Here is a 23895-nt window from a genome sequence, read left to right as displayed (position 1 = left end):
AATGGCCGGGTGTGTTTGCCGTGGGTTTTAGGGGGTGGCAGAAATCGAGCGCCGCCCGCGCGGCGCATCGCGAGCTGCGCTCGCTCCTACGTTTGTTTCTGGCCAGTAACGCCTGTGGCAGGCGCGCGCGACCGCCTTGTTTGTACGACGCGATATCGAGCCATGCGCCAAGGCGTTCGCGCACAAATCCCACAGGAATGATTGGCCCGAAACAAACGTAGGAGCGAGCGCAGCTCGCGATGCGCCGCGCGGGCGGCGCTCGGTCTCCCAGGCGACGCACCTCTACCGCCATACAGGCGGCGCTCGATCTCACAAACACCTAATACTTCAAACCCTACCCTTCGCAATCCCATCCATTACTATTCGCTCACAACGCCCCAACATCAGGTTCACCGAACATGGCCTTCTCCAGCGACTCCCTGGCAATTTTCCTCGCAGTGCTGGACGCCGGCTCGTTCTCCGCCGCCGCCCGCAAGCTGGGCCGCGTACCTTCAGCCGTGAGCATGGCGATCGCCCAGCTTGAGGCCGAGCTGGACCTGCCGCTGTTCGACCGGGCCACGCGCAAGGCCCTGCCCACCAGCGCGGCCCTGGCCCTTGAACCCCAGGCCAGGCAGGTGATCTGCCAGCTCAACCTGCTCGACGCCCAGGCCCTGCAACTGCACCAAGGCCTGGAAAAACGCCTGACCATCGCCATGGCGCCCGAGTTGCAGACCGGCCCCTGGAACCAACCGCTGGAAATCCTCGCCCAGGCATTTCCCAGCCTGGAAGTCGAGGTACGTTCGGCCACCCAGACCGAGGCCATTCGCCTGCTGCATGACGGCAGTGTGCAATTGGCCCTGGTGTTCGAACGGCCCGGCATCGACGAGCGCGAGTCATTCCTCGAAGCCGGCAGCCAACTGCTGGTGGCCGTAGCGTCACCGCGCCATCCGGCCGGGCAGAACAGCGGTACGCCACTGCCGGAGGAGGCCTTTGCCGAACAACGGCAGATCATCGTGGCCTCGGGCAAGGCCACCGGATCGGACCCGCGCATGGTCCTGTCCCGGCGCATCTGGCTGACCGACAGCTACCTGGCCACGCTGGATCTGGTGCAGTCCGGGCTGGGCTGGGCCTACCTGCCGCAGCCATTGGTTGAACCGCTGATTGCCTCGGGCGCACTCGCCGAGGTGCGCTTCGACAATATGGCCAGCCGACTGCGCTTGTGGGTAGACATTATCTGGATCAAGTCGCGCCCGTTGGGCCTGGGCGCGCGGCGCTACCTGGAAGTCATGCGCCAGCTGTTCGAGAAGGAACCCCCCAGGGCCTGATATCCCTTGTACGAGACCCTGCCCAGCAGGCGCCCGACGAACCCTTTGGGCTGTGGGAGCGGATTATGCTGTCGGCGCTACCAACCTGTACCCAACCCCCGCCTCGGTAATGATGAACCGCGGCGCCGTGGGGTCATCGCCCAGTTTCTGTCGCAGATGCCCGACCACGATCCGCAGGTAGTGGGTATCCTCCGCATGGGTAGGCCCCCAGATATCCTTGAGCAGTTGCTGCTGGGTAATCACCCGCCCGGGGTGCCCGGCCAACAGCGCCAGCAACGCATACTCCTTGCGTGTCAATGCCACCTCCACACCATCGAGCGTCACCCGCCGGAAGGCAAAATCCACCGTCAGCGGCCCAAAGCAGGCCGCCACTTCCGAGCCGCCAGCTTGTGGCACCTGGCGCAGCAAAGCCCGCACGCGCGCGAGAAACTCCTGGATACCGAACGGCTTGGTCACATAGTCATTGGCGCCACCATCCAGCGCATCGACCTTCTGCACTTCACTGGCACGCACCGACAACACCATCACCGGCACTGCACTCCATTCACGCAATTCACGCAGTACCTGCTGGCCGTCCATGTCCGGCAGCCCCAGGTCGAGCACCACCAGATCCGGCTTGCCCAGTGCCGCCTGGGCCAACCCTTCGGCACCGGTGGCTGCCTCCAGCACCTTGTAGCCTTGCGAGGCCAGGCTGATACGCAGGAACTTGCGGATCTGCGGTTCATCGTCGATGACCAACAGGGTGGCGGACTGGCTCATGGGGTTTCGCTATCGGCTTCAGGTTGAGGAGGCAGCGGCAAGCATAAAGTGATGCTGGTGCCTTGGCCATCAATGCCTTCGCCCACCAGAATCCGCCCGCCATGGGCACCGATCATGCCCTGGCAGATAGCCAGGCCCAGCCCGGTACCCTGCCCACCGCGGTCACCACGGGCGGCGGTATAGAACATGTCGAAGATCTTCTCGCGGTCGGCCACGGGAATGCCGGGGCCCTGGTCGCTGACGGTCAGGCGCAACTGGTCGTCATGCACGGCCACCTGCAGCTCAAGCCGACCATTGGCCGGCGAAAAGCGTGCGGCGTTTTCCAGCACGTTGACCAGCGCCTGCTCGATCAACGCCGCATGCACGAACAGCAATGGCAGCTCGGCCGGCACGTCCGTGTGCACACGCAGCGGCGCCAGCACCACCCGCAAGCGGTTGAGCGCACTGCCGACGATATCCGCCGGGGCCACCCAGTCGCGGGCCAGCTTGAGGCCGCCATGGCCCAGGCGGGTCATGTCCAGCAGGTTCTGGATGTAGCGATCAAGACGCTCGGCCTCGTTGCGGGTGCCTTCCAGCAACTCGCGGCGGTCTTCAGCCGGAATCGCGTCGCCCAACGCCAGCAGGCTGTCGATGCTGCCACGCATGGCGGTCAACGGCGTGCGCAAGTCATGGGATACGGAGGCCAGCAGGGCACTGCGCAGTTGCTCGGTTTCGCCGTGCAGGCGTGCGGCTTCCAACTGTTCAGCCAAGCGTGCGCGGGCCAGGGCCTGGGCCAAGGGCTGGCCAAGAGCAGTGAGCAGGCGCCTGCGAGGGTCGCTGAGCGGCCGCCCGGTGCGCGGGCGCACGCCCAGCAACGCCAGAGGCTGCTCGTCCACCGCCAACGGCCACCACCACCAGCGGCCATCGGGCAGGGTATCGCTGCCGTGGCCAGCGGCCTGCACGTGCTGCCAGGCCCAATCGGCAGCAGCCCGTTCGGTGTCGCTGAAAGTGTGGGCTTCCCCACTGGCCACTTGCAACTGGCCTTCGGCGTTGCGCTCCAGCAAGCACACCTGGGTGTCCTGCCAGCCGCCCAGGTGCTGGCCGGCAGCCTTGAATATGGCTTGGCGATCGGTGGCTACCGTCAACCGGCGAGACAGGTCGAGCAACTGGCTGGTCTGCGCCTGGGTCTCGCGCAGCGCCTGCAACTGCCGACGCTGACGCGCGGCCAGGTTGCCGGTGAGCGCAGCCATCAACAGAAAGAACACCAGCGTCAGCACATCTTCTTCGCGCTGAATGCTGAACGAGAAGTTGGGCGGTATGAACAGGAAGTCATAGACCAGGAACGACAGCGCAGCGCAGGCCAGCGCAGGTCCCAGGCTACTGCGCACCGCCACCAGCAGCACCGCCGCCAGGAACACCAGCGAGATATTGGGCAATGCGAGCACACTGGACACCGCCCAGGCCAGGCCCGCAGCCATCACGGTGGCCAGCAGCGCCAGCAGGTAATGACGCCACACCCACACCCGCCGCACCGCCGAACGCGGCGCTGGCGGCTGCACATCACGGTCCAGCACGTTGATTTCCAGGCCATGACTCTCGCGCAGCAGCCGCGCCGCCACACCGGTGCCGAACAAACGCCTGCGCAGACGGTCACGGGACTGCCCGACCAGCACCAGGCTGGCCCGCCGCTCGGCAGCATGCTGAATCAGCGTGCGGGCCACTTCACCAGCACGCAGCAGCACCACTTCCCCGCCCAGTCGCTCGGCCAGTTGCTGAGCGGCCTGCAAACGATGCCGTGCGGTTTCGTCACGTAGCCGGCCGTTGTCCACATGCACCAGGCTCCAGGGCAGGTGGCGACGCTGGGCCACGCGGCTGGCATGGCGCACCAGGCGTTCGGCCTGGTCGTCACCGTCTATGCCCACCAGCAACCGGCCGCGCAAGGCCGGCGCTTCCTGGCCGCGCTGACGATAGCCGTGGGCCAGGTCGGCATCGACCTGAGCAGCGGCGGTCTGCATGGCCAGCTCGCGCAGGGCGGTGAGGTTGGTTTGCGAAAAGAACGCATCAATGGCCGCCCGAGCCTGCTCGGGCACGTACACCTTGCCTTCACGCAGGCGTTCGAGCAGCTCTCGCGGTGGCAGGTCGATCAGCACCAGCTCGAAGGCTTCCTGCAGTACCCAGTCCGGCAGGGTCTCGCGCACCTGCACGCCGGTAATGTCGCGGACCTTGTCGTTGAGGCTTTCCAGGTGCTGGACGTTGACCGTCGTGAATACATCAATGCCAGCGGCCAACAGTTCCTGTACGTCCTGCCAACGCTTGGCGTGGCGGCTGCCGGGGGCGTTCGTGTGGGCCAGTTCGTCCACCAGGGCCAAGGCCGGCGCGGCCCGCAGCAGGCCGTCGAGGTCCATCTCCTCGAGGGTGACACCGCGATACTGGCTGCGCAGTAGAGGTTGCTGTTGAAGGCCCGCGAGCAGCACCTCGGTTTCAGCGCGGCCGTGGGTTTCGACAACGCCGGCCAGCACCTTCACGCCCTGGCGTTGCTGGGCGTGGGCGGCCTGAAGCATGGCGAAGGTCTTGCCGACGCCAGGGGCGGCGCCGAGGAACACCTTTAGCCGGCCCCGGCCATTTCGCGGGAGGTTGGCCAACAGCGCATCGGCGCGGGTGGAGTCACTCATGTTTCATCCTTCAGAAGGGACGGCGGTCGACTGATGGCCAGCTTTCCAGGCCTTCGCGGGCAAGCCCGCTCCCGCAGGAAATCGCCCACTTCGAAAGGAGCGCTGTTCCTGTGGGAGCGGGCTTGCCCGCGAAGGGCCGCAAAGCGGTCCCAGTATCAGTGGCTCAGTTGCTCAAGCGCCTGGTTCAACGCCAGCACATTGACCACCGGCGGGCCGATCAATGGGTGGAGGGTGGCCTGTTCCAGCAAGGCTTGCAAGCGCTCGACCGGCAACTGCCGTGCCGCCGCCACCCGCGGGATCTGATAGGCCAATGCCTCCGGTGGCAAGTGCGGGTCCAGGCCGCTGCCCGAGGTAGTCAGCAGCGCCTGCGGCACTGGCCCTTGCTGTGCCTGATACAACGCGGCCGCATCGCTCCTTACCCGCTCAGCCAGCGCCGGGTTGCTCGGCGACAGGTTGCTGGCGCCGCTGGCCACGGTCGCGTAGGCACCTGCCGAGGGCCGCGAGTGGAACCAGCCATCGCCCTGGAAGTCCTGGGCGATCAATGCCGAACCCCGCACCTGCCCTTGCGCATCGCGCACCAGGCTACCGTTGGCCTGGTTCGGGAAAGCGACCTGAGCAATACCGGTCACCGCCAGCGGATACAGGGCGCCAGTCACCAGGGTCATCAACAAAGCCAGGCTCAATGCCGGGCGTAGATAAGCAGTCATGGTGGCCTCCTCAGACCAGGTTCAGGGCATTGAGCAGCAGGTCGATCAGCTTGATCCCGGCAAACGGCACCACAATGCCACCCAACCCGTAGATCAACAGATTGCGCCGCAACAGGTGCGCCGCACTCACCGCCTGCACGCGCACGCCACGTAGCGCCAGCGGGATCAGCACGATGATGATCAGCGCGTTGAACACAATGGCCGACAGGATCGCGCTCTGCGGGCTGGCCAGTTGCATCAGGTTGAGTACGCCCAGTTGCGGGTAGATGGCAGCGAACAGCGCCGGCAGGATGGCGAAGTATTTGGCCACATCGTTGGCAATGGAGAATGTGGTCAGCGCACCACGGGTGACCAGCAGCTCCTTGCCGACCTGTACTACGTCCAGCAGCTTGGTAGGGTCGCTGTCCAGGTCGACCATGTTGGCGGCCTCCCGCGCAGCCTGAGTGCCATCGTTCATGGCCATGCCTACGTCAGCCTGGGCCAGCGCCGGGGCGTCGTTGGCACCGTCGCCGCACATGGCAACCAGGCGGCCGTCATTCTGCTCCTGGCGAATACGCGCCAGCTTCTTCTCGGGCGTGGCTTCGGCCAGCACGTCATCTACCCCCGCTTCGGCGGCGATGGCAGCTGCAGTCAGCGGGTTGTCGCCGGTCACCATCACCGTGCGGATGCCCAGCTTGCGCAGCTCGGCGAAGCGCTCGCGGATGCCAGGCTTGACCACATCCTTGAGGTGAATCACGCCCAGCAAGCGCTTGTCGACGCACACCAGCAACGGTGTGCCGCCACTCTGCGCAATGCGTTCGACTTCGCGGGCCAGCGCCGCCGGCATTTCCAGGCGTTGCATACCGACGAATGCCAGCACCGCATCGACGGCGCCCTTGCGGTAGCGGTGCTGCTGGAAGTCGATGCCCGACAGGCGTGTCTCGGCACTGAAGGCCACCGCTTCGAACTGCCCGGCAGGCGGCTCGACAAAGTCGTGCAACTGGCGCAGGTACTCGACAATCGACTTGCCTTCGGCGGTGTCGTCGGCCAGCGAGGCCAGCAAGGCGCCCTCCCCCAGTTCCTTGGCGGTAATGCCCGGTGCCGCATGCAGTGCGCTGCAGCGGCGGTTGCCGAAGGTGATGGTGCCGGTCTTGTCGAGCATCAGTGTATGCACGTCCCCGGCCGCCTCGACGGCGCGGCCCGAGCGGGCAATGACATTCAGCCGTACCAGCCTGTCCATGCCGGCGATGCCGATGGCCGACAGCAGGCCGCCGATGGTGGTGGGAATCAGCGTCACCAGCAGCGCGGCCAGGAAGATCAGCGGCAGGCTGCCACCCACGAAGTGGGCGAACGGCTGCAAGGTCACCACCACGATCAGGAAAATCAGGGTCAGGCCGATCAGCAGGATGTCGAGGGCGATTTCGTTCGGGGTCTTTTGCCGCTTGGCACCTTCGACCAGGGCGATCATGCGGTCCAGGGTCGACTCGCCCGGGTTGCTGGTGATGCGGATAAGCAGCCAGTCGGAGACCAGCCGCGTGTTGCCGGTCACCGCCGAGCGGTCGCCACCTGATTCGCGTATTACCGGCGCGGACTCACCGGTAATGGCGGCCTCGTTGACGGCCGCAATGCCTTCAAGTACCTCGCCGTCGCCGGGGATCATTTCGCCGGCGACCACGCGTACCACATCATCCTTGCGCAGTGCGCTGGCAGCCACCGTCTCGTAGCTGCCATCACGCTGGCGACGCTGAGCGGTCAGGCCCTGGCTGCCGGCCTTGAGGCTGTCGGCGCGGGCCTTGCCCCGGCCCTCGGCCAACGCCTCGGCGAAGTTGGCAAACAACACGGTGAACCACAGCCATAGGGCGATCTGCACCGCAACGCCGGTGCTCACACCGCCGCCGGGCGCAAAGCACAGCACGGTGGTCAGTACTGCGGTCAGGGCCACCACCAGCATTACCGGTGAGCGCTTGAGCTGACGCGGGTCGAGCTTGACGAACGCCTGCACCAGCGCCGGGCGCCACAGCGCGGCGAAGCGGGTCTGGTCCTTGGCGCTGTGCCGGCTATTCACTTCAGGAATGGGCATGTTCATGATCGGTCCTCAAAAACCCAGGCTAAGGTGTTCGGCGATTGGCCCAAGGGCCAGGGACGGCAGGAAGGTCAGGCCACCGACCAGCAGGATGGTCACCAGCAGCAAGCCGGTGAACAGCGGGCCGTGGGTGGGGAAGCTGTTCTGCCCCAGCGGCGCGCTTTTTTTCGCCGCCAGGCTGCCGGCCAACGCCAGTATCGGCAGGATGTAGCCGAAGCGGCCGATGAGCATGGCCAGGCCGATCATCAGGTTGTGATACACGGTGTTGGCACCAAAGCCGGCAAAGGCCGAGCCGTTGTTGGCCGAGCCCGAGGTGTAGGCGTACAGCAACTGGCTGAAACCATGCGCCCCCGGGTTGGTGACCGCCCCGGCCGGGCCGGGCAAGCTGGCGGCGATGGCGCCAAGTACCAGCACACCGACCGGCATCACCAGCAGCGTTGCCACCAGCAGTTGCACCTCACGGGCCTGCAGTTTCTTGCCCAGGTATTCCGGCGTGCGACCAATCATCAGCCCGGCCAGGAACACCGCGATCAGCACGAACAGCAACATGCCGTACAGCCCGGCGCCAACGCCGCCGAAGATCACCTCGCCGACCATCATGTTGACCATCGCCACCATGCCGGTCAGCGGGTTGAGGCTGTCGTGCATGGCGTTGACCGAACCGTTGGAGGCAGCGGTGGTGGTGACCGCCCACAGCACCGAACCAGTGGTGCCGAAGCGGCTTTCCTTGCCCTCCAGGGGGGCGGTCTGCTGCACCTGGGCGCTTTCCAGCGCTGGGTTCGGCTGGTGCTCGGACCACAATGCCGTGCTGCCTCCGATCAGGAACAGGGCAAGCATGCAGGCGAGGATGGCGCGGCTCTGGCGCAGGTCCTTCACGTAGTGACCGAAGGTGAACACCAAAGCCACCGGAATGAGGATGATCGACGCCACCTCGAACAGGTTGCTCCAGGCCGTAGGGTTTTCGAACGGGTGCGACGAGTTGACGCCGAAGAAGCCGCCGCCATTGGTACCCAGCTGCTTGATGGCGATCTGGCTGGCGGCCGGCCCTAACGGAATGGTCTGATCGCCACCTTGCAAGGTCAGCGCGTGGGCGTAGTCGGCAAAGGTCTGCGGTACGCCCTGCCAGACCAGCAGCAGCGCCAGCAGCACGCACAGCGGCAACAGGCCATAGAGGGTGGCACGAGTCATGTCGACCCAGAAGTTGCCCAGCGTCGTCGCACTGCGCCGGGCGATACCGCGGCACAGGGCAACCAGCACGGCCAGGCCGGTGGCAGGGCTGACAAAGTTCTGCACGGTCAGGCCAAGCATCTGGCTCAGGTAGCTGACCGACGCCTCACCGCTATAGGCCTGCCAGTTGGTATTGGTAACGAAACTGACGGCGGTGTTGAACGCCAGTGACCATTCCTGGCCAGGCAGGTGCTGTGGGTTGAGTGGCAGGTAGCCCTGCAACAGCAGCACGCTGAACAGCAGCAGGAAGCCGACCAGGTTGAACGCCAGCAGGGCCAGAGCGTATTGCCGCCAGTCCTGCTCCTGGTTGGCGTTCACACCTGCCAACCGGTAACAGCCCTGCTCGACCGGGCCCAGCACAGGCGTCAGCCAGGTACGCTGGCCCTCCATGACCTTGAAGAAGAACCGCCCAAGCCAGGGTGCCGGTAGCAGCACAATGGCGAAGAATGCCAGGAGCAAGGCGAAATCGTAACTGTGCATGGCCGCTCCCTAGCTGCGATCGGCGCGCAGCAGCGCCACCAGCAGATAAAACGCCAATGCCACTGCCAGCAGCAGTGACAGCCCGTCGAGCATGTTCATATGTGGTTCTCCCCGTGTTACGGCTTGGGCCGCTTTAGGGAAATTGTCCGAGGGAGGGGCGTAAAGGGGCGAGAGCGGGGTGTGGGGGTGGGTATAAAGAATGCGTAAAATCAGCGTTGTGGTCTGCCTGTAACGGCCTCTTCGCGGGCACGCCCGCTCTCCCACAGGCACTGCACAGCCTTCAAGGCCTGTGTGGTACCTGTGGGAGCGGGCAAGCCCGCGAAAGGGCCGTTACAGGCTTATTGTTGTGGCGGCTGCTGAGCCGCGTTACGGCTCCAGTCCAGCAACAGGCTGTAGCCGACCGCCAGCAAGGTCGGCCCGATGAACAGGCCAATGAAGCCAAAGGCAAGCAAGCCACCGAACACGCCCAGCAGCACGATCACCAGCGGCAGGTTGCCGCCACGGCTGATCAGGTAAGGCTTGAGCACGTTGTCCACGCCACTGATTACGAAGGTGCCCCAGACGCCCAGGAACACTGCCATGCCGTATTCGCCCTTCCACACCAGCCAAGCGGTGGCCGGGATCCAGGCCAGCGGCGGCCCCATGGGGATGAGGCTGAGCATGAAGGTCACCAACCCCAGCACGATCGCCCCGGGCACCCCCGCGATCAGGAAGCCGATCAGCGCCAGGATGGCCTGCGCGGCCGCCGTGCCGATCACCCCGTTGACCACCCGCTGCACGGTAGCGGCTACCAGCTCGAGGTAATACTCGGCGCGCTCGCCCATCAGCCGGTGCAGCAAGCGCAGCACGAATGCCGCCAAGCGTGGCCCGTCGCGGTAGAAGAAGAACACGAACACCAGGCTCAGGGTCAGTTCCAGCACGCCGCTGCCAATCTGTGCGCTGCGAGCCAGCAACCAGTTACCCACCTGCCCAAAGTAAGGCTTGATCGAGGCAAGCAAGGCTGCACCTTGCTGGTCAAGCGATTGCCAACCGTTGACCAGGCGCTCGCCAACGAAGGGTATGCCGCCCAGCCAGGCCGGCGCATCGGGCAGGCCGTCGACCTGCACATCACGCACAAACGCCGTAGCATCGCGAATGTGATCGGCCAGGTTGAACCCCAGCCACACCAGCGGCAGTGCCACAATCAGGATCCAGGCCGTGGTCAGCAGGCCCGCTGCCAGCGTCTCACGCCCCCCCAACAGGCGCGTGAGGAAGCGCATCAACGGCCAGCTGGCAAAGGCCAGGATGGCCCCCCACAGCAATGCCGATATGAACGGTGCCATCACCCACAGGCCAGCACCGAGCAACGCCACCAGCAGAATCTGGACCAGCAGGCGATCATTGTTAATCATGATGGTGCTCGTTCAACGGATCAGTTCAAGGTGCAGGCCGTCTGCAGGCGCACTGCCGACTTCAAGGCGGCGGCTACGCACCCCGGCCTTGACCAGCGCCTCGCGCCAGGCCTCAGCCTGGGCGCCACTGAGGCTGACGCGCAAGCTGCTGTCGAGGTTCAGGCTGCGGGCCAGCAGGTTTACCCAGGTGTCTTGCGGCGCGGCAAGGTCAGGGTAGTCAAGCTTGCCGGTGTCGAGCATTTCGCGCAGCACCGTGGCAGCGGTTGGCAGCAGCTCGCCCAGCGGGCTGTCTGCGATAAACTCTTCCACATGCAGGTAGGCACGGCGGTTGCCACGGGTAACGCTGTACAGCGCGACCAGGGTGTCGGCCTCTTCTGCCGAGCGGCGTAGCAGAATGAACGCCTGCTGCTCATCGCCACCGTTGAGGCGGGCATTGGCGAATACATCATTGGCCCACAGGCTGGCCTCACCGCAATCACGCCCCTGGCACCAGAACAACGGGTAGCCACCGTCGCGTACAAGTGCTTCGCGGGCACTGGTAAAGGCCTCACGGGCAGTACGCTCGACGGGCAATTCGTAGGTCACCGAGCTGACCTGACCGCGGCTCTCGACCTTGTCATCGACCCGCAGGCGGCCACTGATCTTGCGCAACGGGCCCATCGGGTAGACCCGCTCCTGCTCGACGGCCGGGCGTTGATCGACCACCTTGGCGTCCTGCGGTACCGGCAGGCTACCGGCCCAAAGCACGGGGCTGGCGAGCACCAGGCAGGCTGCCAGGGCAGTGCGAATGGAAACAGGCGCGCTCATTGGCGAACCAGGCGGCGTTCAGCGCCGAATTGAAGCTCCAGGATGTCTGGCAGTTGCATGGTTGTCTCCCTGTTCAACCCGCCAAGCCTCGACACTTGTCCGGTGCAAGTCAAGCAAAGCCAAAGAAGCGATTGATACAGTCTGCGACAAGGACTGCGCCCTGCGCATCGTTCAGGTGCAGGTGATGGCCGCCGGGCAGCGTCACCTGTTCAAAGGGTAGCTGCTCCAGCAACCCCGTGTGGCGTACCAGCATGCCGTCGGCAGCCACCACCAACAGCGCCGGGCAACTCACCCGCCGCACATAGGCCATGGCCTGGGCCTCGCTCAGGCGCCCCGGCGAGGGCAGGGTCAAGCGGCTGTCGCTGCGCCAGCTGTAGCCACCGGGCACCGGCATCAGGCCACGCTGGGCCAGCAGCTCGGCCGCCTCACGGCTGACCGCGACCATGCCTTTCATCCGGGCTTGCACACCGGCTTCCAATGTCGCGTACACCGACTTGCGTTTGCCATCCAGCCGCAACTGGGCTTGCAGTGCCATCCCTAAGCGCTCGCCGGCGTCCTGCTCGGCGCCGGTCGGCGGGATGACGCCGTCGATCAACGCCAGGTGACTGACCCGATCGGGCAATGCCCCGGCCAGTTGCACCGAAATGATCGCGCCCAACGAATGCCCCAGCAGGGCGAAACGCTGCCAGCCCAGTTGCTCGGCCACTCGCAGCACGTCATGGGCATAGTCGGCCAGGGCATAACCGGCGCCGAGCGGGCGGTGCTCCGAATAGCCATGGCCGGCCAGGTCCAGGGCGACGATGCGCAGCCCTTTCAGTTGCGGAGCCAGGCGGGCAAAGCTGTTGGCGTTGTCCAGCCAGCCATGCAGGGCAATCACCGGCAGCCCGTCTTCGGGGCCGAACAGGTGTGCAGCCAGTTCGATATGGCCCAGGCTCAGGCGAATCTCCTCAACGTGCGCGCTCATGCCTGGCTCCAGCGGTCGAACAGGCCCTTGATCAGGCTGGCAGTGTCGGTCGGGCGCTCCAGCGGGAACATGTGCCCACCCGGTACACTGTGGTATTCACCTTTGGGCATGCCACGCACAGCCAAAGTGTGGTGGCGACGAATGACGTTGCTACGGTTGCCGCGCACCATGGCCAGCGGCACCTGCAACTGGCGCGCGGGGGCGGGGCTGGTATGCGGGATGCTGCGGTAGATGCTGATTTCGGTCGCAGGATCGAAGCGCAACTGTAGCCCCTGCTCCACCGCCTGCAGGCCATGTTCCAAATAAGCGTCGAGGCAATCGGGATCGAAATGGCGGAACAGTGATTTGCCCGCGAAATAGTCCCGGGCGCTGTCGCGGTCGTTGAAGGTTTCGCGACGCCCCAGGGTGCGCCCGGCCGGTGTGATGCGGTCGATGAAACCAAAGCGCTTGGCTGTGCGCAGCAGCCATTGATCAGCGCGGGTGAGCACCGGAGAGTCGAGCATTACCAGCCCCCGGTAGTACTCGGGGCAGCGCAATGCTGCGTGCAGGTGCAACACGCCACCCAGCGAATGACCAACGCCCCAGACTGGCTGGTCCTGCTGCGCCAGGTGATGCAACAATTCATCGACCAGGCTTTGCCAGTTTTCGTCCACGGGAAAGCGCGGGTCATGCGCATGCTGGGCCAGGTGCTGCACCTGATAGTCCGGCGCCAGCGCTGCAAACAGCTTGCCGTAGGTGGCCGATGGGAAACCGTTGGCATGAGCGAAGAAGATCTGCTGCGACATGGCGCCTGGTCCGGAGCGGAATGATGACCCATTGTCGGCATCGCGCAGCGGTTCGGCAATGTCCATAAAGGTCATCGGCGAGGGGGATCAGGTCATGCCGAACGGTCGAAACTGCTCAACGACCGCCGCAGGCAAGCCTGCATGTAGGCCACTTGGCTCTCCAGCGCCTCGCGGGCCAGACGCTGGTCCTGGTAATCCAGTTGCAGGCGGCGCAAGGCCAGACAACTGGTTTGCAGCAGGTGCGAGACCCGCAGGCAGGCGTCCTGCAGTGTACGCAAGTCCTGTTCGCATTGTTGCCTCGCCGTGGACTCCAGCCTGGGGTTGTCGCTCACCTTGCGCATCAGGTGGTAGAACCTGGCATCGGCCGATTCGCGCAGCAGGCTGTATTGGGCGAAATCCAGCGAAGTACCTTGGTCAACCTGTTCCAGGGTGGGTTGCAGGTCCAAGGAGCGCAACAGCTCCAGCATTTCACCCCTCATTCGCCGCTCCCTGATATTTGCCGTGGGGCAACGCTAGCAAGCGATGGTGAAGCGCGACAACTGACAAAAATGCCAGTTGCCTTATCGATCATTACCCACGCCAGCATTTAGACCCGGGCGAGACAGCGGCCTGCACAAGCCATCGCAAGTTCAAGCGGGTGAGTGGATGGCCCGAAGCGTCATCAGCCCGGCCAGCGGCCAGTCACCTTCCAGCTCCGCCAGGCTGGCAGTGCTCATGGCCGCCGGCTGTTGCTTGTGACCGTGCTCCAGCGCACCTACCAGGGTACCCACCAGCGGCTGATGGCTGACCAGTAGTACATGCTCAAGCCCCAGGCGTTCGATTTCACCGATGACCTGCTGCACATCACCCTCTGGCGTCAGCCAGGGCACGGTGCGCACCGGTTCGACGAAGCCCAGGGTGTCATGTACCAGCGTGGCTGTCTGCTGGGCGCGTACGTAAGGGCTGGCGAAAATCGCCTGCAATGGCTGCCCGATCAGGCGAGCAGCACTGTGCAGCACCTGCTCGCGACCATGGGCCGTCAGCCGGCGCTCGGCGTCTGTATTGGCTCGCGGCTCAGCTTCACCGTGGCGCAGTACCCACAGCTTCACAGCTTGGGTTCCTCGTCACGCACCGGGTGGGGTGCCGGCGCCACGGCGTGCGCGGCTTCGCCTTCCGGCGCACGCGGGGCAGGCCAGTCAGCGAACGGCCATGGCTTCTGGTCGCTGTGGAAACTGCCGAAGCGGCCGATCTGTGCCAGGTACTGGCTCAGGCTGTCGCCGAAGTTCATGAGACTGGCGTTGGGCGCCCCATACACCAGTCGGTAGATCAGCTGTACCAGCACCAGGCCACCCAGCAGCACCTCGGCCAGTTGCCATACCACCAGGAACACCAGCATCCACAGCACCCGCAGGATGATCGACTCGCGCTGGGCGCGTTCGGGCGTATCGTTCATGTGTTGCTCCTTGCTCGTGTCAGAGCCGCAAGGGCTCAGTTGAAACCGCTGATGGAAATGAAATCGACATCGGTCTTGGGCTCGGCGCGCATCAGGTGCTCGATCACCTGGTTCAACGTGCGGCCTTCGAACAGGATGGCATGCAGGCCAGCGACCAGCGGCATGTACACCTGCACTTGCTGGGCTTTGGTCTTGAGCACCTTGAGCGTGTTGACACCCTCGGCCACTTCGCCCAGGCGGTTGACCGCCTCTTCCAGGCTTTGGCCCTGACCCAGTGCGTAGCCAACCTGATAGTTGCGGCTCTTGGGCGAGGAGCAGGTGACGATCAGGTCACCGACACCGGCCAGGCCGAGGAAGGTCATGGGGTTGGCGCCCTGGCTGACGGCGAAGCGGGTCATCTCGGCCAAGGCCCGGGTAATCAACATGCTCTTGGTGTTCTCGCCCATCCCCAAGGCCACCGCCATGCCGGCGATGATCGCGTAGACGTTCTTCAGTGCCCCGCCCAGTTCGACGCCGAAACGGTCGGCACTGGCGTAGACGCGGAAGGTGCGCCCATGCAGCACGGCCTGTACCTGCTGGCACAGTTTTTCGTGCTCACTGGCCACCACTGTGGCAGTCAGTGCATGTTCGGCGATTTCGCGCGCCAGGTTAGGCCCCGACAAAACGCCGATGCGCGCCTCGGGGGCGATTTCTTCGAGGATCTGGCTCATCAGCTTGAAGCTTTGCGCTTCGATGCCCTTGGTCAGGCTGACCAGGCCTTTGCCGCGCAGCAGTTCGGCATGGGGTGCCAATACGCTGCGCAAGGCACTCGATGGCAGGGCAACAAAGATCAGCTCACTGGCCTGCAGGGTGGCCAGCAGGTCGTTGACCGGCTCAACCCCATCGTGCAAGCGGATGCCCTTGAGGTAGCGCGGATTCTCGCGATTCACACGCATGGCCTCGGCCTGCGCCGGATCGCGCATCCATTGGCGCACCGGCACACCGTTTTCCGCCAGCAGGTTCGCCACGGCGGTGCCGAAGCTGCCGCCGCCCAGAACCGCAACAGGTTGCTGTTCAGTCATATCCAATCCATTAAAGCCAAAAGTTAGTGGCGACCCCGCCATTATACGGCTCGCCTGCCATGCGCCAAGGCTAGCAACGCAGATGACACTGTCATGGCCACATTGCAACAAATGCAGAAGCGAGCTTGCTCGCGATGCGCCGCGCGGGGCGGCGTTCGATTTCCGCCCCCGTGAAAGCGTCAAGACAGGCACGCTGCAAAACCGCTGCAGATCACTGGAAAATACGCCAAGGTCAGTTACCATGCCTGTTTCAATCCTGAAACAAAGGCAGCCCCGTGTTCCCTGGCACGCCCCCTTACCCGCGCCTGCTGTTATTGACCGCCCTGCTCGGCAGTCAGGCCATGGCCGACGACCTGTTCATCGACAATACCGATCTGCCACAGGTTCTGACCGCCACACGCCTGAAACAATCCCCCGCCGCTGTACCGGGCAGCATGACCGTACTCGACAGCGAACTGATTCGCGCCAGCGGTGCCCGTGACATCCCCGAACTGCTGCGTCTGGTACCGGGCATGATGATCGGCTACGGTGCCGGTAATCAACCCACGGTCAACTACCACGGCAGCAACGTCAACGACGCACGGCGCATGCAGGTACTGATCGATGGCCGCTCGGTGTATCGCGCAGGCCTGGCCACGGTGGACTGGAGCGACATCCCTTTGGCCATGGAGGATATCGAGCGCATCGAGGTATTCCGCGGGCCGAACACAGTCAGCTATGGCGCCAACGCATTGATGGCGGTGGTCAACATCCTCACCCGCCGCCCCGCTGACAGCCATGGTACGCGGCTGAAAGTGACGCGCGGCCAGGACGGCATCAACGACTTCTATGCCAGCCACGGCTTCGGCTGGGACGGCGGCGACATGCGCCTGTCGCTGTCAGGCCAACAGGACGACGGCTTCGATGAGAACCAGTTCGGCCAGGACTACCGCGACAGCCGCCGCCTTACCCGCCTCAACCTCAGCGCCAACCACAACCTGGCAGTCGACCAGACCCTGGAGTGGCAACTGGCGGCCAAGGAAGGCAGCAATCAGCGGCCCTACACCTACCAGCCAGTGTTCCAGAAGTACGAGTCCGGGAACAATGCCGACGTCAACGCCAAGGACTATGCGGGCTCGTTGCGCTGGACCAAAGACTTCAGCGCCGAACACAGCCTTTATATCCAGGGCTCAGCCCAGCATTTCGATCGCCAGCAAGTGTGGCGCGCCTGTGATGCCTTGCAGTCGTTCAGCCCCGAACTGACCCAGCTGTGGCAGTTGAACCCCGACTTTGCCGAAAAAGTGGCGCGCGGGGTTGCCTTGGGCAACCTGCCCACGACCAGCGACCCGGTGCTGAGTGCGCTCTCCGACAAAGTGCAGGCGCAATGGAAGGCCGGTGGCAGCCAGCCGGTCTGCGGCGATGTGGACCAGAGCACCCGTGAAACCCGCTATGACCTGGAAATCCAGGACACCCTGAGCCTGACCGACAGTCTGCGTCTGCTCAGTGGCATGAACTACCGCTATGACCGCGCCGACTCGCAGACCTACTTCAACGGCAGCATCGACGACCAGACCTGGCGTCTGTTCGGCCAGCTGGAATGGCGGGCCGACGAGCACTGGATACTGCAAGGTGGGGCCATGTTCGAAGACTCGCGCCTGTCTGGCAGTTCGCTGACCCCGCGCGTCGCGGTCAACTACCTGATCACCCCGCGCCACGGCCTGCGTGCGGTGTACTCCGAAGCGGTGCGCTCGCCCGACATGTTCGAGAACAACGTCAACTGGAGTTACACGGTCAAGAACCTGACCCCTAATGCATTCGGGCTGCAAAACGGTGAGTACTTCGTCAAGACCCGTGGCCCTGGCGACCTTGAACAGGAGCGCATGCGCTCGCGCGAGCTAGGCTACAACGGCTACTTCAGCGACATCGACCTGAGCCTGGATGTGAAGCTGTTCTACGACGAGATCACCGGCATGATCAGCGAGCCTCTGAGGAACAACCAGTACATCGCCAGCAACGCCAACAAGGCCCGTTTCAGCGGCAGCGAGGCGCAGATGGACTGGCGTCCCACCCTGCGCGACCGCCTGCGCCTGACCTATGCCTACGTCGATGCCTGGGCCAGCAACCCCGACGACCGCCGCCTCAGCGCCCGCAACAGCGGCTCGGCCGGGTGGATGCGCGAATGGGGTGCCGGTTGGTCGAGCGCGCTGTTCTACTACGGCGACGATGCCCTTAACCAGTACCGCTACGAGCGTCTGGACCTGCGCCTGGCAAAACGCTTTCGGGTGTATGGCAGTAACCTGGAACTGGCGGCACTGTGGCAGCAGCGCCTGGACGATGAACCGACCACTGCCGTGCAGAACCGCTACGACAGCCGTCACCGCCTGAGCGTGAGCGCGGAGCTGGAGTTCTGATGGCCCTGCTGCTGCGCTTGTTGTTGCTGTGCCTGTGGCCGTTGGGGCCTTTGTCCGCCAGCGAAATCCTGCTGGTGGGGGCTGAGGACCAGCCCGGTATCCGCAGCTTCATCGCCGCACTGGAAAGCCGCCGACCGCAAGATCACGTGCAGTTTCAGATCACCGCCAACCTGCCACGCCCAGGCAAGCTCAAAGCCGACCAACGCCTGATCCTGCTCGACAGCGCAGCACTGGAATGGCGCCTGGGGGAAACCGCCGGCCCGCCGGCACTGGTCATGCGGGTCAGCCGGGTACAGGCTGAACAGCGCCTGGGAAAGTCGCGCCCCGCGTTCCTCACACTTTTGTGGAGCGACGCACCGTTGGGACGGCAACTGCGCCTGATACGCTACTTGTTGCCGCAGGCCAGGCGCATTGGCGTGCTGTACGGCGAGCACAGCAGTTTCCTGCTGGACGAACTGCGCCATGCTGCACGGCCGCTAGGCCTGGAGATCATTGCCCAGGACTGGTCCGATCCGCGTGATAACCGCCCCCTGCAGCATCTGCTGGGCAACAGCGATGTCCTACTGGGCCTGGACGACCCTGACTTGTACAACTCCAAGACTGCAAAGAATCTGCTGTTGAGCAGTTATGGCCGGCAGATGGCGCTGATCGGCCCGAACGCCGGCTTCGTTCGCGCCGGCGCCCTGGCCAGTACCTACAGCGACCAGGACGACTGGTTGTGGGTGCTTGACCAGTTGCTCGATCAGCCGCCGACGCGCTGGCCGCGCAGCCTGTACCCCATGCGCTACGGCGTCAGTGGCAACCAGCAGGTGGCCCGTGCCCTGGGTCTGGAACCGATCGATCAGAACGCCGCCGCCAAGGCCCTGGCCGAGGGAGAACCTACCCCATGAGCAAACGCTTGAGCTGGGACATTCATACCCGCACGCAGATCATCAGCCTCGGCCCCGCCCTGTTACTGACCTTGCTCTTGATCAGCTTCTTTACCTTCGTACGCATCCAGGACCTGCGCCAGGAACTCAACCACACCGGGCAACTGATCGCCAACCAGTTGGCACCGGCGTCGGAGTACGGGGTGATTTCGGGCAACAACGAAGTGCTTGAAGGGCTGATGCGCGCCACCCTCAGCATCCCGCACGTGCGCTTTCTGGAAGTGCAGGACAGCCGCAACCACATCCTGGTGTACGTCGAGCAGTCCGACGAAAGCGCCAACCGCGCGCAACAGGTCGAGGTGTTCCAGGCGCCCATTCGCCTGCAACAAATCCGCCTGGACAACGACTTCCTGCAACAGGGCAAAACCACCCTCCCGGCCATCGGTGACGACTACCTGGGCCGGGTGATTGTCGGCATGTCCGATGACGCCTTCAGTCAGCGCCAGCAGGAAATCGTGATCAAGGCCGGGATCCTGGCGCTGTTCGCCCTGCTGTTCACCTTTTTGCTGGCACGCCGCCTGGCCCTGAGCCTGGCCAAGCCGATCAGCGACATGGGCCACGCGGTCAAGGCTATTCAGCAAGGCGAGTACAACACCCCCCTGCCGGTAGTCGACGACAGCGAGCTGGGCCACTTGGCCCGCCACATCAACAACCTGGCCAGCGCCCTGGAGCAGGCCAGTGATGAACAGAAGCAGGCCATTGCCGAACTGATCCAGGCGCGCGAGGAGGCCGAACAAGCCAACCGCGCCAAATCAGATTTCCTGGCGATGATGAGCCATGAGTTGCGCACGCCGATGAATGGCGTGCTGGGCATGCTGCAACTGCTGGAAACTACACCGCTGAGCAGTGAACAGGCCGATTACACGGCAGTGGCCAGTGAGTCCACCGGGCATTTGCTTAAGGTGATCAACGACATCCTCGATTTTTCGCGCATCGAACGCGCCGCATTGCAACTGGAACACATCGACTTCAACCTCGGCGAGCTGATCACCAGCAGTGTCCAGTCGTTCCAGCACAGCGCCCAGCAACGCGGCCTGGGCCTGCACCTGCAACTGCCGGCCGGTATCGAGCAGTTGCAGGTGAACGGCGACCCCACGCGCATCCGCCAGATCCTGCTTAACCTGGTGGGCAACGCCCTGAAGTTCACCGAACGTGGCCAAGTGCAAGTCGAGGCACGCTGGCAGGTGCTCGACCGGCAGCCGATCTGGCTGACCTGCAGCGTGCGCGACACCGGCATCGGCATCGACAGCGATCGCCTGGAAATGATGTTCGTCGCCTTCCAGCAGGCCGACAGCTCGATTTCCCGTCGTTACGGCGGCACCGGGCTGGGGTTGTCGATCGCTCGTACCTTGGCCGAGCGCATGGGCGGCAAGCTACGCGGTGAAAGCCGTGAGGGCCTGGGTTCGACCTTCACCCTGGAGATGCCGCTGGCCCTCGCCATCCCTGCCCCCATTCCGCGGACGCCGCCAACAACTGCACAAACGACGGTACCGGACAATGATAAGGTACTGCTGGTGGAGGACAATCCGGTCAACCGGAGTGTCGTAGAAGCCATGCTGCGCAGTCTGGGGGTGCCAGTGTGCACGGCCGAGGATGGCCTCGAAGCCGTCGAACTGGTCGGCCGCCAGCGCTTTGCTGCCGTACTGATGGATTGCCGCCTGCCGCACCTGGACGGCTATGAAGCCACCCGACGCATCCGCCAGTTGCCCAACGGCAAGGGGCTACCGATCATCGCCCTGACCGCCAACGCCCTGCAGGGCGACCGTGAACGTTGCATGGCCGCCGGTATGGACGATTATCTCAGCAAACCCTTGCGCCGCACCGAATTGCAGCGGGTGCTGCAGCACTGGTTACCCGGTCAGACAACCGCGACTGGCGATAAATGCTAAATTGCGGCAGTCTTAAACACTGGACAGGACCTTCATCGGACCTGAAAATAGACGTTTCAGTGCACACCTGTACTTCTTTCACCAGGTGCGCTGTGACTTTCACCACAACGCAATAGTCTACCTGTAGGCTGCCGCCTCGAAGCGCTTGGTTTTCGAGCCGGCCGGGAAGATTCATCCCCTGCCGCAGGGGGTTATTGAGGAGCTCGCATGACCAAACAACACGCCTTTACTCGGGAAGACCTGCTGCGCTGCAGTCGCGGTGAGCTGTTCGGCCCAGGTAATGCGCAACTGCCCGCGCCGAACATGCTGATGGTCGATCGCATCACCCATATCAGCGAAGAAGGCGGCAAGTACGGCAAAGGTGAGTTGGTCGCCGAGCTGGATATCAACCCGGACCTGTGGTTCTTCGCCTGCCATTTCGAAGGCGATCCGGTAATGCCGGGCTGCCTGGGCCTCGACGCCATGTGGCAGCTGGTTGGCTTCTTCCTCGGCTGGCAGGGCCTGCCGGGCCGTGGCCGCGCCCTGGGTTCGGGCGAGGTGAAATTCTTTGGCCAGGTACTGCCTGAAGCCAAGAAAGTCACGTACAACATTCACATCAAGCGCGTCCTGAAAGGCAAGCTGAACATGGCCATCGCCGATGGCTCGGTCAGCGTCGACGGCCGCGAGATCTACACTGCCGAAGGCCTGCGGGTCGGCGTGTTCACCTCCACTGACAATTTCTAAGGGTTATTCGCATGCGCCGCGTCGTTATCACTGGTCTGGGCATCGTATCGTGCCTGGGCAATGACAAAGCTACCGTCACCGAAAACCTGCGCAACAGCCGTCCGGGTATCCGTTTCAACCCGGAATACAAGGAAATGGGGCTGCGTAGCCAGGTTTCCGGGTCCATCGACCTCAACCTCGAAGAACTGATCGACCGCAAGGTTTACCGCTTCGTCGGCCACGCGGCTGCCTACGCCTACCTGGCCATGCAGGACGCGATCAAGGACTCCGGCCTGACCGAAGAGCAGGTTTCCAACCCGCGTACCGGCCTGGTGGCCGGCTCCGGCGGCGCCTCGACCCTGAACCAGATGGAAGCGCTGGACACCCTGCGTGAGAAGGGCGTCAAGCGCGTCGGCCCATATCGGGTAACCCGTACCATGGGCAGCACCGTGTCGGCATGCCTGGCCACCCCGTTCAAGATCAAGGGCATCAACTACTCGATCTCGTCGGCCTGCGCCACCTCGGCTCACTGCATCGGTACCGCACTGGAGCAGATCCAGTGGGGCAAGCAGGACATCGTCTTCGCCGGCGGTGGTGAAGAAGAGCACTGGAGCCAGTCGTTCCTGTTCGATGCCATGGGCGCCCTGTCGACCAAGCGCAACGAAACCCCGGAACTGGCCTCGCGCGCCTACGACGCTGACCGCGATGGCTTCGTCATCGCTGGCGGTGGCGGCATGGTCGTGGTCGAGGAACTGGAACACGCCCTGGCCCGCGGCGCCAAGATCTACGCCGAAATCGTTGGCTACGGTGCAACTTCCGACGGCTATGACATGGTTGCTCCTAGCGGCGAAGGCGCCATCCGCTGCATGCAGCAGGCGCTGTCCACCGTCGACACCCCGATCGACTACCTGAACACCCACGGTACCTCGACCCCGGTCGGTGACGTGGCCGAGATCAAGGGCGTGCGTGCCGTGTTCGGCGACAAGGCTCCGAAGATCAGCTCTACCAAGAGCCTGTCGGGTCACTCGCTGGGCGCTGCCGGCGTGCACGAGGCGATCTACTGCCTGCTGATGATGGAAAACAACTTCATCGCCGGCTCTGCCAACATCGACGAGCTGGATCCGGAAGTCGCCGACTTGCCAATCCTGCGTAAAACCGAAGAAAACGCCAAGATCGACACGGTCATGAGCAACAGCTTCGGCTTTGGCGGCACCAACGCCACCCTGGTGCTCAAGCGCTGGGAAGGCAAGTAAGACGCTGCTGCTGTAAATGAAAACGCCCCGACTGGTTCGGGGCGTTTTTGTTTGTGTTGCCCGCGAAGAGGCCGTCACAGGCTAATGGCGCGCCTTGGGCAGCACCGCCAGAAAGTTCTCACGGGCCACCTTGTGCGCTACCGCCTCCGGCAAGGCATCCAGAAACGGTTTGAACCCGTGCATCTGCTCCCCCAGGCTGCCAAACCGCCCTACCACATCCGAACCCAGCATGAACCGCTCCGGGAAGCGCTCGACCAATGCCAGCCATTCCTCGCGCGGCTTGCCCTTCTCGTTCAGCAGATAAGGCTGCAGCACACTCCACGACAAATCGACATACAGGTTCGGATAGTCCTCCAGCAATCGCGTCAGCACTGGCAGCAGAAAGTCCATCTGCGTCTGGTGGCGGTGTATCTCCATGCTGCTGCCCGCGTGCGCCCAGATGAATCGCGTATGCGGGTGATTGCGCAGCGGCTCTTCGATCTCCGCCAGGTACAGCGGGTTGCGCTCGCGCTTGGAAGTAAGGTTGGAATGCAGGAGCACGGGCAGGTCGCGCTCGGCCGCCAGGTAGTAGATACGCGTCATGGCTTCATTGTTGGCACGTGGCGTGTCGCCACTGGTCAGCGCTGTCAGGTCATCATGGCGGGTGAACACCTCGCCGATGCCCTGCCACAGCCCTGGGTACATATCGAGCATGCGCTCGATATGACTGACAGCGTTCTTGTCCACCGGGTTGAAACCGCTCAAAAACGGGTGAAAACGTTTGCGCTGCTCGATCGGCAGCTGCTGCAGAGCCGCAGCCACGTAGGTGTCGGTGGCGCTGTACCAGTAGGCATCAGCGTCATCACCGGCGTAGTAGCGCGGGCGTTTGGGTTCGTCTTCGTGCCATTTCTTGGCCACTGGTATTCCGGAAATCATCGACTGCTCGATACCCGCAGCATCCATGGCCTCAAGCAGGGCCGGCATGCCTTCGCTTTCCTGGAAAAAGTCCACGTAATGCAAATGGGCATCGCTGTAGCGGTAGTCGCGTGCCTGGGCCGCCTGGCTTAGACAGGCAGACAACATCACGCAGGCCAGCGCTCTGGCAATCATGGGCAGGTTCCTT

At 63.9% G+C, this 23895-nt stretch carries 21 protein-coding genes; 6 read left to right on the top strand and 15 right to left on the bottom strand.

Features of this window, described 5'->3' with window-relative positions; genetic code table 11:
- Positions 1–398: 398 nt before the first annotated feature.
- Entirely contained in the window at positions 399–1304 is a 906-nt protein-coding gene (locus GST84_08695) for a LysR family transcriptional regulator (GenBank protein ID XGB12439.1), read from the top strand.
- Positions 1305–1367: 63 nt separating this feature from the next.
- Here GST84_08695 and GST84_08690 read toward each other — a convergent pair whose 3' ends face one another.
- From GST84_08690 to GST84_08625, 14 genes are all read right to left on the bottom strand, one after another.
- Positions 1368–2063, bottom strand: a complete 696-nt coding sequence (locus GST84_08690) for a response regulator (GenBank protein ID XGB12438.1) — start codon at positions 2061–2063, stop codon at positions 1368–1370.
- Entirely contained in the window at positions 2060–4714 is a 2655-nt protein-coding gene (locus GST84_08685) for a DUF4118 domain-containing protein (protein XGB12437.1), read from the bottom strand. The genes GST84_08690 and GST84_08685 overlap by 4 nt, the downstream gene beginning before the upstream one ends.
- A 155-nt stretch (positions 4715–4869) precedes the next feature.
- Positions 4870–5421 carry a potassium-transporting ATPase subunit KdpC gene (kdpC, locus tag GST84_08680; protein XGB12436.1) on the bottom strand — a complete coding sequence of 184 codons (552 nt, stop codon included), beginning with the start codon at positions 5419–5421 and terminating at the stop codon, positions 4870–4872.
- Between the two features lie 10 nt (positions 5422–5431).
- The gene (gene kdpB / locus GST84_08675; GenBank protein XGB12435.1) at positions 5432–7486 is read right to left on the bottom strand and encodes a potassium-transporting ATPase subunit KdpB; all 2055 of its coding nucleotides are present in this window, start codon (positions 7484–7486) and stop codon (positions 5432–5434) included.
- Between the two features lie 9 nt (positions 7487–7495).
- Positions 7496–9190 (bottom strand): potassium-transporting ATPase subunit KdpA, encoded by a 1695-nt coding sequence (gene kdpA, locus GST84_08670; protein XGB12434.1) that lies wholly within the window; start codon positions 9188–9190, stop codon positions 7496–7498.
- Between the two features lie 9 nt (positions 9191–9199).
- Positions 9200–9289, bottom strand: a complete 90-nt coding sequence (gene kdpF / locus GST84_08665; GenBank protein XGB12433.1) for a K(+)-transporting ATPase subunit F — start codon at positions 9287–9289, stop codon at positions 9200–9202.
- Between the two features lie 239 nt (positions 9290–9528).
- On the bottom strand, positions 9529–10581 hold the full coding sequence (locus tag GST84_08660) for an AI-2E family transporter (GenBank protein XGB12432.1): 1053 nt from the start codon (positions 10579–10581) through the stop codon (positions 9529–9531).
- Positions 10582–10593: 12 nt separating this feature from the next.
- Positions 10594–11388, bottom strand: coding sequence for a DUF4892 domain-containing protein (locus GST84_08655; protein XGB12431.1), 795 nt, complete (start codon positions 11386–11388; stop codon positions 10594–10596).
- A gap of 109 nt (positions 11389–11497) precedes the next feature.
- On the bottom strand, positions 11498–12352 hold the full coding sequence (locus GST84_08650; protein ID XGB12430.1) for an alpha/beta fold hydrolase: 855 nt from the start codon (positions 12350–12352) through the stop codon (positions 11498–11500).
- A complete protein-coding gene (locus tag GST84_08645) occupies positions 12349–13137 on the bottom strand; it encodes an alpha/beta fold hydrolase (GenBank protein ID XGB15733.1) in 789 nt (262 codons plus the stop codon). The genes GST84_08650 and GST84_08645 overlap by 4 nt, the downstream gene beginning before the upstream one ends.
- A 92-nt stretch (positions 13138–13229) precedes the next feature.
- Complete coding sequence (locus GST84_08640) at positions 13230–13604, bottom strand: hypothetical protein (GenBank protein ID XGB15732.1); 375 nt, start codon at positions 13602–13604, stop codon at positions 13230–13232.
- Between the two features lie 162 nt (positions 13605–13766).
- Complete coding sequence (gene sixA / locus GST84_08635; GenBank protein ID XGB12429.1) at positions 13767–14225, bottom strand: phosphohistidine phosphatase SixA; 459 nt, start codon at positions 14223–14225, stop codon at positions 13767–13769.
- Entirely contained in the window at positions 14222–14569 is a 348-nt protein-coding gene (locus tag GST84_08630; GenBank protein XGB12428.1) for a DUF4389 domain-containing protein, read from the bottom strand. The genes sixA and GST84_08630 overlap by 4 nt, the downstream gene beginning before the upstream one ends.
- A gap of 35 nt (positions 14570–14604) precedes the next feature.
- On the bottom strand, positions 14605–15630 hold the full coding sequence (locus GST84_08625; GenBank protein ID XGB12427.1) for an NAD(P)H-dependent glycerol-3-phosphate dehydrogenase: 1026 nt from the start codon (positions 15628–15630) through the stop codon (positions 14605–14607).
- Positions 15631–15905: 275 nt separating this feature from the next.
- On the opposite strand from GST84_08625, the gene GST84_08620 reads away from it, so the two are divergent.
- From GST84_08620 to fabB, 5 genes are all read left to right on the top strand, one after another.
- On the top strand, positions 15906–18020 hold the full coding sequence (locus GST84_08620; protein ID XGB12426.1) for a TonB-dependent receptor: 2115 nt from the start codon (positions 15906–15908) through the stop codon (positions 18018–18020).
- Complete coding sequence (locus GST84_08615; GenBank protein ID XGB12425.1) at positions 18020–18910, top strand: ABC transporter substrate-binding protein; 891 nt, start codon at positions 18020–18022, stop codon at positions 18908–18910. Before GST84_08620 ends, GST84_08615 begins: the two co-directional genes overlap by 1 nt.
- Entirely contained in the window at positions 18907–20838 is a 1932-nt protein-coding gene (locus GST84_08610) for a response regulator (protein ID XGB12424.1), read from the top strand. The genes GST84_08615 and GST84_08610 overlap by 4 nt, the downstream gene beginning before the upstream one ends.
- Before the next feature lie 207 nt (positions 20839–21045).
- Positions 21046–21561 carry a 3-hydroxyacyl-[acyl-carrier-protein] dehydratase FabA gene (fabA, locus tag GST84_08605; protein ID XGB12423.1) on the top strand — a complete coding sequence of 172 codons (516 nt, stop codon included), beginning with the start codon at positions 21046–21048 and terminating at the stop codon, positions 21559–21561.
- Positions 21562–21572: 11 nt separating this feature from the next.
- Positions 21573–22793 carry a beta-ketoacyl-ACP synthase I gene (fabB, locus tag GST84_08600; protein ID XGB12422.1) on the top strand — a complete coding sequence of 407 codons (1221 nt, stop codon included), beginning with the start codon at positions 21573–21575 and terminating at the stop codon, positions 22791–22793.
- 81 nt (positions 22794–22874) lie between these two features.
- Here the strand turns inward: fabB and GST84_08595 are convergent, their stop codons facing one another.
- On the bottom strand, positions 22875–23882 hold the full coding sequence (locus tag GST84_08595; protein ID XGB12421.1) for an amidohydrolase family protein: 1008 nt from the start codon (positions 23880–23882) through the stop codon (positions 22875–22877).
- Between the last annotated feature and the right edge of the window lie 13 nt (positions 23883–23895).

Source organism: Pseudomonas putida (genome assembly GCA_041879295.1).
GTDB lineage: Bacteria > Pseudomonadota > Gammaproteobacteria > Pseudomonadales > Pseudomonadaceae > Aquipseudomonas > Aquipseudomonas putida_Y.
This window is presented reverse-complemented; position numbering and strand designations above follow the sequence as displayed.